At 31.1% G+C, this 12,420-nt stretch carries 5 protein-coding genes and 3 pseudogenes; 2 read left to right on the forward strand and 6 right to left on the reverse strand.

Annotated elements, in window-relative coordinates; genetic code table 11:
- Positions 1–27: 27 nt before the first annotated feature.
- The 6 genes and pseudogenes from JCM14822_RS03140 to JCM14822_RS03165 form a co-directional block, all read right to left on the reverse strand.
- A complete protein-coding gene (locus JCM14822_RS03140; protein WP_207643250.1) occupies positions 28–1,599 on the reverse strand; it encodes a beta-ketoacyl synthase N-terminal-like domain-containing protein in 1,572 nt (523 codons plus the stop codon).
- Positions 1,600–1,715: 116 nt separating this feature from the next.
- Entirely contained in the window at positions 1,716–3,428 is a 1,713-nt protein-coding gene (locus tag JCM14822_RS03145) for a type I polyketide synthase (RefSeq protein WP_306307283.1), read from the reverse strand.
- Complete coding sequence (locus JCM14822_RS24775; RefSeq protein ID WP_408606175.1) at positions 3,425–3,835, reverse strand: acyl carrier protein; 411 nt, start codon at positions 3,833–3,835, stop codon at positions 3,425–3,427. The genes JCM14822_RS03145 and JCM14822_RS24775 overlap by 4 nt, the downstream gene beginning before the upstream one ends.
- Before the next feature lie 11 nt (positions 3,836–3,846).
- Positions 3,847–8,319: pseudogene (locus JCM14822_RS03155) on the reverse strand (beta-ketoacyl reductase); the annotation flags it as partial.
- A gap of 43 nt (positions 8,320–8,362) precedes the next feature.
- The gene (gene fabD, locus JCM14822_RS03160) at positions 8,363–10,675 is read right to left on the reverse strand and encodes an ACP S-malonyltransferase (RefSeq protein ID WP_054739581.1); all 2,313 of its coding nucleotides are present in this window, start codon (positions 10,673–10,675) and stop codon (positions 8,363–8,365) included.
- Positions 10,676–10,757: 82 nt separating this feature from the next.
- A complete protein-coding gene (locus tag JCM14822_RS03165; protein ID WP_054739583.1) occupies positions 10,758–11,519 on the reverse strand; it encodes a metallophosphoesterase family protein in 762 nt (253 codons plus the stop codon).
- A 206-nt stretch (positions 11,520–11,725) separates the two neighbouring features.
- On the opposite strand from JCM14822_RS03165, the pseudogene JCM14822_RS24780 reads away from it, so the two are divergent.
- Positions 11,726–11,959, forward strand: a pseudogene (locus JCM14822_RS24780) (transposase zinc-binding domain-containing protein); the annotation flags it as partial.
- 116 nt (positions 11,960–12,075) lie between these two features.
- Positions 12,076–12,165, forward strand: a pseudogene (locus JCM14822_RS24785) (transposase); the annotation flags it as partial.
- Positions 12,166–12,420 lie beyond the last annotated feature (255 nt).

Raw genomic sequence — 12,420 nt, forward strand, 5'->3', positions numbered from 1 at the left:
CTTAGCACCTTCTTTACTTATATTTTATTAATTACGTACTATAAAGAAATCTAAAAAGTCATCATCATCTTCATCTTGACTTTCATTTTGTTCTTTCGCTTGACTGCTTGCTTTGCCTATTTCCCACATTCTTTCTGAATCTTTATCCAATGCTTGGTAATAAGATTTCTTACGATTAAAATGAACTTCTCCACCTTTTGGTTCTAATGTAGCTCTATTACCATTTGGAATACCTTCATCACTTATAATAATGTGTGCATTATTACCGCCTAATCCAAATGCACTAATACCGGCTCTTCTTAAATTATCTTCACCTTGCCATTTTGTTAATTCTTGTACTAAATATAATGGTGATTGTTCAAAATTAAATCTTGGATTAACTTCTTTACAGTTAATTGTTGGTGGTAGCTGTTGTTTTGTAATTGAAAGTAAAACTTTTATAACACTAGCTACACCTGCCGCACATAGTAAATGACCTATATTACTCTTTACACTACCTATTCCACAATATTGTTTCTTATCTGTGTCTTTAGTTAATATTCTTGTTAACGCTCTTAATTCAATTGGGTCTCCTATCATTGTGCCTGTTCCATGTGCTTCTACATAACTAATAGAATTAGCTTTAATTTCTGCATCTGCTATAGCTTTTTCAATTAACGCTTCTTGAGCTTGTGGATTTGGAGTTGTAATACCCATTGTATTACCATCACAATTAAGTGCAGAACCATCAATAACGCCATAAATCTTATCATTATCTTTAATTGCATCTTCTAATGATTTTAATAAAAGCACACCACATCCTTCTCCAATGCCTATGCCATCGGCGTCATCTGAAAAGGTTTTACATCTGCCATCTGGTGATAAAATTTTGCCACCACTTAACATATGGTATGTTCTTCTTTCTAATAATTCTACTCCTCCAACAAATGCCATATCAGATTCACCTTGTTGAATACTTTTAGCCGCTAAATGTAATGCTGTTAGTGAACTTGCACAAGCTGCGTCAATTACCATATTAGGTCCTTTTAAGTTTAAGAAATGGGCAAGTTGTATAGAAATAAAGTTCTCACCAAATCCTACTGGTGTTTCTGCATTATACTCTTGAATCTTACCTAAAAAGCATGCTGCTCTAGCACCTACAAACATACCCACATTTTTGCCCCATACATCTTCCTTCGTATATCCTGCATCACTTAAGGCTTCTACACCTACTTCTAATATTTGCTTTTGTAATGGGTCCATTTGTTCTGCCATTATATCCGAAATTTTAAAGTACTCTGGATCAAATTCATATATATCATTCTTCATAAAGGCACCTAAATTTGTAATGCTCTTTTTCTTTTCTCCTTTAGATATATAGTAATCCTCTGTACAATCCCATCTATCTTTTGGAATTTCTCTCATACTATCTATTCCATTTATGAGATTTTCCCAGTACTCTTTAATATTGGCTGCATCTGGGAAATGACATGCCATTCCTATAACAGCTACTTTTCTATCTTTTTTTGCTTTACCTGTATTTTGTAACTCATTATGTGCTTCTTTTATAACATTTTCATTGCTACTTATATCTTGTTTACCTTTAATGAGTTTATTCACAATAACATCTATTAAATCTTGTTTTGAATTAATACCCATATCTAAAAGAGATTTATTAAAATCTAGCTCTAGTTTTGATAAATTTTGTGTTACTGTAGCTTTTACTTTATCTATACTTAATTCTTCCTCTTGATATTATCTCCAAAGGCAGCTAACAATTGTGTATTATACGTTTCTACCATATATTTAGCCAAGCTATCTAAAGTTGAATATTCCAAGAAGACTATTGGATCCATTGTATCTATGTTTAGTTCTTTATCCATTCTCTTAATAATTTCAGCTATAAATATAGAATCCACTCCATAAATCTGTAAGTTTTTATTTAAATCAATGTCTGAAATATGAAGTTCTTCTGAAACAGTATTCTTTAACCATTCTTGTATACTCTTTAAAGTATCTACTTTACTAATTGTTTCTTCATGTTTATTATGGCTACTACTACTATTTAATGGATGCTTAATAGCATGATTATTGTTCCATAAAACCTTACGATTAAATTGTACTTTTTCTCCTTTTGGTGTTAACTCAGCTTTGCAGCTTTCAGGTACACTATCATTACTTATAATAATATGCGCATTACTTCCGCCTAAACCAAATGCACTAACGCCAGCTCTTAATACGCCATCTTGTGGCTGCCAATTTGTTAACGATTTTACTACATATAATGGTGAACCCTCAAATTTAAATCTTGTAGTAAGTGGTTCACAATTAATACTTGCTGGTAACTGCTTCTTAGTAATACATAACAATACTTTAATAACGCTAGCAACCGCTGATGCACATAAGAGGTGTCCAATATTACATTTTACACTTCCTATACCACAGTAATTATTTTTACCAGAATATCTTCTCAAGACTTTTGTTAAAGATTTCAATTCAATAGGATCACCTATCATAGTTCCTGTACCATGTGCTTCAATATAGCTAATCGTACTTCCATCAATATCAGAATTCTTTATTGCTTGGAGAACTAAATCTTCTTGAGCTTTAGGATCAGGTGTCTTAATACCCATTGTATTGCCATCATTGTTTAGTGCACCACCATCTATAACACCATAAATTTTATCTCCATCAGCAATAGCTTTATCTAAAGCTTTTAATAAAATTACACCGCAGCCTTCTCCGATAGCTATACCATTTGCATTGTTAGAAAATGTTTTACATTTTCCATCAGGACATATGATTTTAGAAGGACTTAATACTTCATATGTAGTTGGTTCTAGAATCTCTACACCACCTGCAAATGCCATCTCTGATTCACCACTATTAATGCTATTTATAGCTAAATTAATAGCCGTTAATGAACTTGCACAAGCTGCATCTATAACCATATTAGGTCCTTTTAAATTTAAGAAATGTGATAAGTGTACAGATATAAAGTTTTGACCATATCCATTAATCGTTTCACTATCTATTTCCTCTAATGTATGATAAAACTGACCTACACGTGCTCCAACAAATACCCCAACTGATTTTCCCCAAACATCATCTTTGGTATATCCTGCATCTGCAAGAGCTTCTACACTCACCTCTAACCATTGTCTTTGTAATGGATCCATTTGGATTGCTTGTTTGTCACTTACTCTAAAATATTCTGGATCAAATTTATCAATATCTTTAATAAATCCGCCTCTATTACTTGTACTTCTAAAAAGTTCCCCATTCATTCTATAGTAGTCATCTCGCCAATCCCATCTTTCTATTGGGATTTCTTCAATACTATCAACTTCATTACATAAGTTATTCCAGTACTCACTAATATTTTGTGCTCCTGGGAAATGACATGCCATACCAATAACTGCTATTTTTTTATTCTTAGAAGAAGTTATCTTACTTCTTCTTTAACATTTTCTATACGATCTTGCTTTTGAACTTCCTTAACACTTTCTATTGTTTTAACAGGAGTTATATTTTCACTAATGTACTCAGTTAATTTACCGATTGTATTAAATTCAATTAAGTCTGTTGCATCAATTTTGACTCCTTGAATACTTTTTTCAATATGTTTTATAATATCTACCATAAAAATTGAATCTACGCCAAATTCCTGGAAAGATAAATTACTATCAATAGTATCTGTGTCTAATGATAATTCTTCTTTAAATATAGCTACTAGTATTTCCTCAATTGTATTATTGTTCTCTTCAGTTGTATTATTACTTTCCTCAACTGTGTTATTTACTTCACTATCTCCACCTAAATTTTGCTTAATCTCATTAGCATATTCATCTAACATATAGTCTGCTAGTTGACTAATACTTGGATACTCTAGAAAGGCAAGTGCATCTAATTTTATTCCTTTTATTCTGCCTTCAATCCTTGTGATAAGTTCAGCGATAAAAATCGAATCTACGCCATAGCTTTGGAAGTTTTTATTTAAATCATCTATATTACATCTAAGTTCTTTTTCAAAAACATCTACTAGTATATTACTTAATGTATCTTTAAGAGATGGACTTGCAACTACAGTGTTATTTACTGTTTCGGCTATCTTCATATCTTCTTCTTTCATCCTTTCCTTAAACATTAATTGTCTTATATCAAATCTATCCTCTTCAACAATTGCAGGTAAAACAGTTGTAATTTCTTCATTCTTAGATCCTAATACTTCATCTAGCATTGCAATTCCTTGCTTATTTGTGATACTTATTAGACCCGATTCTAAGTAAGCTTTACTAGTTACCTCACCCATTCCGATTTCTTTCCAGCTAGGCCACATAATAGCTATCATTGGCAATTGCTTCTTGTAGTATTCTACACAATAATTCATGTAATCATTAGCTAATGCATAGTCTCCTTGACCTACACCTAATACTGGAATAATAGATGATACAGAAGAAAATACAATGAAAAATTCTAATGCTTGTCCTTTTATAGTATTAATCAAATAATCCAATCCTTTAATTTTAGGTAATAATACAGCATCAATATCTTCTGTTGCTTTCTTAATAAATACAGGATTGTTTAAATCTGCAACACCTGCCCCATGAATGATTCCTGCAATAGTCCCCATGCTTTCAGTAATAAACTTAATGCATGTTTTACATTATCTAAATCATTAAAATCAATAGATAAAACTTCCACCTGAGCGCCTTTACTCTCAAGATATTTAACATTATTAATTTTTTCTGTCAGTCCCTTTCCATGCTCATTATCCCATTCATTTCTAGGTGGTAATACTTCCCGTCCTATTAATGCTATTTTTCTTACACCATAATTATCTACTAAATGTTTTGCACATAATGCACCTATTCCTCTAGTACCACCAGTAATAACTACAACCTGATCCTTATTAAAATTAATCTTATTGCCTTTTGCTTGTAAATCGATTTCATCTAAATAACTTCTGTAGCGTTTATTTTCTCTATAAGATACTTCTGGTGTTGTTGATTTAGTTTGAAACTCTTCAACAACTTGTTTTGCGATTTGATTAGCCGTTAAATCTGGACTAACGTCCATATGTCTAGTCTCTAATGATTTATATTCACTTTGTAACATGCGATAAAGCCCAACACGTTTGGCACCATACATTGTTAGTGAATCATTCATGAAACTTTCTAATCCTTTAGTAACACATAGGAGTTTTAACTGTGTACGATTTCCAAATGTAAGTAATAATTGAAGCCACTTAATCCAAGTAAACTCATAGCTTTCATCTTTACCACATCCAACTAAGTCAATAACTCCTCTAAACTTCTTCCAGTATGTATCTGGATTATTAAAATCATCTTTTAATTCATTATTCCTTATTATTACATAGTCTTTAAAATATGTTGTTACATGTTGTGCTAATGCTTCTACTTCTTCAGATACTATAATAGCAATTACGCCTTTAATACTCTCTTTCTCGCTAGCATCTTCCTGCTTCCAATGTTTACTTAAAAAATATCTATTATCAACTTTCTCCATCATTACATTTTCTCCCCCATTATCTTCAGCACATTCTTGATATTGGATTACATTAGCTTTATGCCCTGTTTTATACGGTACATTAAATGTGTTCTTTTCAAATTCATATACAGGTAAATGCAATTTATGGTATACTTCATTTTCATGTAATTGTTTCCAGTTAAATTTAACGCCTTGTTGCCATAACATATTAAGTTGATTATTAAATTGTCTTAATGCATTACACTCATTCTGTTTAAGGCTTACTTTTATAACATTAAATTGACTTGATTCTATATTAGATGGCTGCGTCATTCTAAGTGATAACCATTCCTTGAAATTATTAATTTCCTTAGATAACTCCTCATCTTCAACATTAACTTCTCTTCTTTCAAAATTCTCTATATCACATGAATTGATTCTATTGACAATCTGATTTTGTGCATTATGCAATGCATTAAAATCTCCTAATAATATTTGTAATATTTCTTGCTTTGTAATTACACCTGAGGTTACTAAATCCAATAATATATAGAATTCTTTATTATCGATTCTTTCCTTTTCTGATAAATTCCATTTTTGTTTAACCCGTTTAATAGACATCAAACAAATAATTAATACAAGTATTTTCTTCTTTACTTCCCCTGTAACATTCCACTTATAATATTCTTCTACATTTATAAGTTGTTCAATTTCTAATTCATAATCCTTAAGAATATTATTCCACTCATTCATATACTTTCTAAAAGTAAATTGATTACTATATAGAACACCTGATTTATTTAAGTAATATAACAACAAGTCTTCTTCTACGTTAATATTCTTAAGCAGTTCTTCTATAAAGTCTTCTCTAACCTGATGTGGTGATATAATCTTTCCTTCTAAGTGATCATAAAATGGTATTTGTGGTCTCTTATATGTCAAATCTTCAATGGAAATTTGATTGAATAAATATCTTAATACTTCTTCCCACTGTAATATGCCACTAAGTACTAAAGCTACCCATACTCCAGCATCATCCCCACTTATCATATAAATCTGATCTTCATCAATTAATGCTTTAAGTGTTTTCTGAATAGCAAATGATATAATAAATCTAAATCCTTTTACATAATTTTGTTTCCATGCAGTGCTCAAAAACTGCTGCTTAAAATCAGGAATAATGTGTAACTTATCAGCTTGTTTTACAATGTCTAATAGATTCTTCTTGAGTATTGGATAACTCTTAAATAATTCATCATATTCTCCTAAGCTTAAGTTATAATTCACAACACTTAAGACATATTTATTATCCTTTTTAGAATCATAAACTTTATAACTGGCTAGTTTTTCTTTTAATTGTTCAAAGTCATTTACAACACAACTATATCTATATCTATATTGTTCTCTACCCAATAGAAGCGTGTTACATACATCTTTAAATTTATACTCTGACAATGTATTTATCTGTTCCTTCCAATTACTCACCATTTTCTCTAGACTTTTACTAGTCTTAGCTGATAATGTAAATATCTGCTCTCCTTTTGATTTTCCCGTATCTTTATACATATATTCTTCTACTATAACATGTGTATTTACACCGCCATAACCAATAGAGTTAACAGCTGCACGATATGGTTTATCTACCTCTTCTTTTATCCAATCTCTTAATTTATCTTCTATCTTAAAACAAGTGTCTTGAAGTTCTATGATAGGATTTAATACTCTATAATTAAGTGAAGGTGGGATTTTCTTATATTTCATCATTAGTAAAACCTTAATCATACTTGCCATTCCTGCTCCAGCTGCTAAATGACCAATATTCGTTTTTACAGAACCTATAGTGCAAAATCCTTTATCCTCAGTAAATTGACTAAAGGCTTGCTTTAACGCTTCTACCTCTATAGGATCTCCTAATGAAGTTCCTGTCCCATGAGTTTCAACATAAGATATTGTTCTAGGATTTATTCCGCCTTGTTCATAGCATTTTATCATAGCATCTCTTTGTGCTTCCATTTTTGGAGCAGATACTGCATTTCCATGTCCACAATGATTTATATGACAACCTTTTATTACACCATAAATACTACTCTTATTTTGTATAGCCTTATCTAATGGTTGTAACAAAAGAACTCCTACGCCCTCGCCAGCCACAAATCCATCAGCTTCTTTATCAAAAGTATTACATTGTCCTCTTGGGCTTAGCATTCTATTTTTGGACCAAATCCAATATTTTAGTTCTGAATAATGAATATTAGTTCCCGCTACTATAGCATATTCACTATCTCCTCTTTGAATTGATCGGCATCCCTCTATTACACTTGCAAGTCCTGATGCGCACCCCCAATCAGCCACTTGACTTTCACCTGTTAAATCCAATGCATATGAAATTCTATTTGCTAACATAAAGAAATAGTTTCCTGCACCTGTAAATACATCTATCTCTTCTTCTGTAGGGTCTCCAAAATATGTATCCATTGACATTGCTCCCACAAATACAGATGTATTTGATTTTTGAAGCTCTGATAATGAAATCCCCGAATCTTCTATACAGCGCCACGTCTCTTGCAATAACAATCTTTGTTGGGGTTCCATATGCATAGCTTCCCTAGGCGATATATTAAAAAATTGATTATCGAACTCATTAATATTTTCTATTCTTCCTAATTTATTAGTAATAAGCAAGTTACTTTGCCATTCTTCTACCGAAGTTATACTATTCTTGCCGTTTATTAAGTTATTCCAAAACTCATTATAATTATTAGCTTCTGGAAATCTACATGCTAACCCAACTATAGCAATATCTTTTGTGCCACTTATTTTCCCTTCTTTATTAGTAGATTTATTTATCATATTCTCAACCCTTCTTAAGATTTTTTAATACACTTTCCCCTTTCTAAAATGCATTGATATATTCCTTAAATCTTTTAGCAGCTTCCTCCATTAACATAACTGCTATCTTATCTACATATCTATTTTTCCAATCCTCTAAATTTGTACCTTTAACCATCTGATTAAACGCTCCTAAGGCTGGTCCACAATGAATTTGGAAATCTACTTTATTCTCTTTCTTTCCTTCAACAGCATATTTATTAGTCAATGCAAAGTATTGTCTAAAGATAATGCTCATTTTATACTTTTCATCTCTTTCTGCACGTTCTCTATTAATACTCTTATGTTCTCTTAAACTTCTTTCATATATTTCCTCAAAACTCGCTTTAAAATATCTTTCTTGAATTTGTTCTGCTACTGCTGGTTCAATTTCTCTTAAAGAATTATAGTGGGTATAAATGTCATACAATTTATTTGCTCTCGCTGGGAAAAATACTCCCTTCTTCACTACTTGAACTTTTGCACCTATTTCAAACATATCTCCTGCAGGTACATATTCTGTATCTTGCACATTAATAGTTTGTAAGATATCTTTAACTGCATCACTTGTTCCAGCTTCTACTGTACATTGATTTATTGATCCAGTCATTACAAAGTCTGCACGCATTGCAAACGCTGCCATAATGGCTTCAGGTGTTCCTATTCCACCTGCTAGTCCAACATGAATATAATGTTGGTATTTAAATTTTTCCATCATTCTATTTCTTAATTCTTGTATTGCTGTTAAAACAACTATTGCTACACCATGATTTGAATGTCCACCTGAATCAGCTTCTGCACAGATATCATCTACAACACTCATCTCTTCTGCCATTTTAACTTGATAATCACTAACTGCTCCATCACTTATTAACTTTTTCATTATTCTCTCAGGTACTGGACTCATAAATGCTTCCGCTACTTCTGGTCTAGAAATTTTACCTATAATTTTAATTTTAGAACATACTTTATTATTCTCATCACGATATAAACTTTTTACTCTTAATTTAGCTAACGCATATGTAACATTCATATATCCAGAAGCTTCTACTACCTTTACATTATTATCCAAATAGAAATCTACTATCTTTTCTTCTAATGTAGGATTATTCATTAAATGTAATAAATTCATTCCAAAAATATTATCTTTACACACTTCTTTAATTGCTCTAAAATTTTTCTCTATCTCTTCTAAAGACATACCACCTGTTCCTAAAAATCCTAGACATCCTATATTAGCTATTTTTTCTATCATTCTAGGAGAAGCAATTCCTCTATACATTGAACCAGTTAAATAAGCATATTTTAATCCATATCTTTCTTTAAAACTCTTACTACCTAACTGCTGTCCTACTATATCAAAATTTCCTCTTTCCGTTTTTATATCCACATTTTCTTGTTTAGTTTGTGTATTAATTACTTCTTGCTTTACTTTTGCCTCTATTTCTTCTCCTACTTCTTCTCTTACTTCTTCCTCATAAATAGGTTTCCCTTCACGTTTAATATTTCTAATCATACTAACTAATACACGTCCAGGTCCCATTTGTTTAAATTCCATCTCTTCATCTTTTCCCATTAAATAACACACTGTTTCAGTCCATTTTACAGAAGATTTCATCTGTTGTACTAAATAAGACTTAATATCACTACCTCTATATTCTCTTGCTGTATAGTTTGCTATAACAGGTATTTTAGGTTGTTTTAATACAAAGTTTTGTAAAAATAGATCAAATTCTTTTGCTGCTCCAGCCATATATCTAGAATGGAACGCACCACTTACATTAAGTGCTACATATCTTGTTGCTCCGCCATCAATAAAATATTTTTCTGCTTCTGCGATATCCTTTTTAGGTCCAGATATAACAATCTGTGAAGGTGTATTAAAATTAGCTACATCTATACTATTTAAATTATTATCGCTTATTACCTTTTCTAATGCTTCTCTAGATAACCCTAATACAGCTGCCATTCCCCCCTCAGGAGCATTAGCCATTAATTCCCCTCTCTTTTTTACAATCTTAAGTCCTGTTGCAAAATCAAATACACCAGCTGCTAACAAGGCATTGTATTCCCCTAAACTGTGTCCTGCCACATAATCTGGAATAGTTCCAGTTTGTTCTCTTTCTTCATAATAACTTAATGCACTTACAATATATAAAGCAGGTTGTGTATATTGAGTAAAATTCAACTTATCCTCAGGATCTTCCAAACATAATTCCTCAATTGAATACCCCAATATCTCATCACTTATTTCAATTAAATCTCTATACTTATCAAATAATTCCTTACCCATTCCTTTTTGTTGTGAGCCTTGCCCTGGAAAAACATATGTCTTCATAATAATCATCCTCTCAATATATATTTTATTAACAATCTTAAGTATTAAGTTTTCCCTTTCTTTTTTCCTCCCTTGTTATGAATCATCCTTCATAAATACATTGCAATTTCTTTTTATTAAAATATGTTTCATATGTATATCCAAAACTATTATTAATAAATCTAGTTTTTCCTTGAGTTTTATTACAATTAACGTGTAAATGTCCGAAAACATGTATATCTGATTGTAGATTTGAAATCACTTCCAAAAGCCTTTTACTTCCCATAACCGGAAATAAATAACTAATTGAATTAGTGAAAAATCTAGGCACTAATTTTATGTCCGGTAAAAAATGCGAAAAAGATATTATTTTTTTGTTTTTAATATTAAAATCCTCTGTTTTATTTATGGAAAAAAAACATTCAGCTATCATTTGCTGGGAAAAATTTTGCGGCCACTTACATCTTCTAAAGTCTGCCCATGTATTGATTAATTCTTGATTTAATTTACCAAAAGAATAATCATACCAACTATATAGAGGTACTATTATTGCCCCTGATAGTTCTACTACTGACATACTAATATCATACTTATCAGCAATTTTTCTTATTATCTCTAATTTTTCTATGGAATTAATATTCATTTCCTCATTTACCCACAAGTCATGATTTCCAGGTACATATACTACTTTAAAGAAAATTCCACTCAAAAACTTAAATACCTCTTCTATTAGATTCAAATCTGCTGCAACATCTCCTGCAATAATTAAAGTATCCTGCTTATAGTCTATCCTACTTAAATTATTAACCCAGTTTCTATTTTGTTTGTATTCTACATGTAAATCTGAAATTACATATATTCTCATTTTTCCCCTTCCTTAAAAGAATATTTTTATTTATTTATTTTTTTAAAATTTTCATTCTTATATTAATTTTACATCGTATACTACATATATTTCAATAATAAAACGTTTTTTACTAAGATATTTAAATATTTTTACAATATTGTCTTTGTTTTTTACAATTTATTACTTTTATGCCGCTCCAAGCCAAGACAAAACAAGATAACTATATGACAAAATATCCTACTTTTACTATTAGACAGCTTCTTCAAGATTATTGGTTTAACTTTATTAAATCTAATCTAAACTTTCATATTCATCCCGTTGTCTTCAAGGAAGTCAGCAAAATTATCTCTTGCGGTGACTTTTCTCAAGGCCATGCACTTTATCAGTGCTCTCACTATGGCTCTGTTCTACATGTTCCTTTTCGTTGCAAAAATCATTTTTGCAATACTTGTGATATGCAGTATGTCAACGATCGTACTTTACTTAACATTCTTTTTCAAGCTGTTTCTCAAACCCTTCTTTCTTGGTTTGCTTCTCAAAATAAAAAGAATGTTTTACTCCTGGTTTTGTCTCTACTTTACATACTTTCGGTCGTGATCTTAAATGGAATCCTCATATCCATACCCTTATCACTGAAGGAGCTTCTGGTAATCTTACTATTTGAAAGCATTTCAAACATTTTCCTTACCCTATGCTTCGTCGCCGCTTTCAAGCTACTTTGCTTAACCTTATGGAAAAAGCATAAATTTAGTCATCTCCTTTTCAAGATATTACCTCAAAGCAAACGACTCTTCCACGAGTGTTATGTACATTGGCGTGAACGCATCTTACTATCTTTTAGCTATCTCCTACTAGTCCCAGAATTTATTGTTCATTCATAGGTTTATTTAGCATACCAATGATTAAAAGTTGGCATAAC

The sequence above is a fragment of the Cellulosilyticum ruminicola JCM 14822 genome (assembly GCF_001311925.1).
Classification (GTDB): domain Bacteria; phylum Bacillota; class Clostridia; order Lachnospirales; family Cellulosilyticaceae; genus Cellulosilyticum; species Cellulosilyticum ruminicola.

What these genes read in the sequence shown, in the direction of transcription:
- JCM14822_RS24775 (WP_408606175.1), bottom strand. Translation starts at nt 3,835, where the DNA reads ATGTTAGATGAATATGCTAATGAGATTAAGCAAAATTTAGGTGGAGAT.
- fabD (WP_054739581.1), bottom strand. Translation starts at nt 10,675, where the DNA reads ATGAAGACATATGTTTTTCCAGGGCAAGGCTCACAACAAAAAGGAATG.
- JCM14822_RS03165 (WP_054739583.1), bottom strand. Translation starts at nt 11,519, where the DNA reads ATGAGAATATATGTAATTTCAGATTTACATGTAGAATACAAACAAAAT.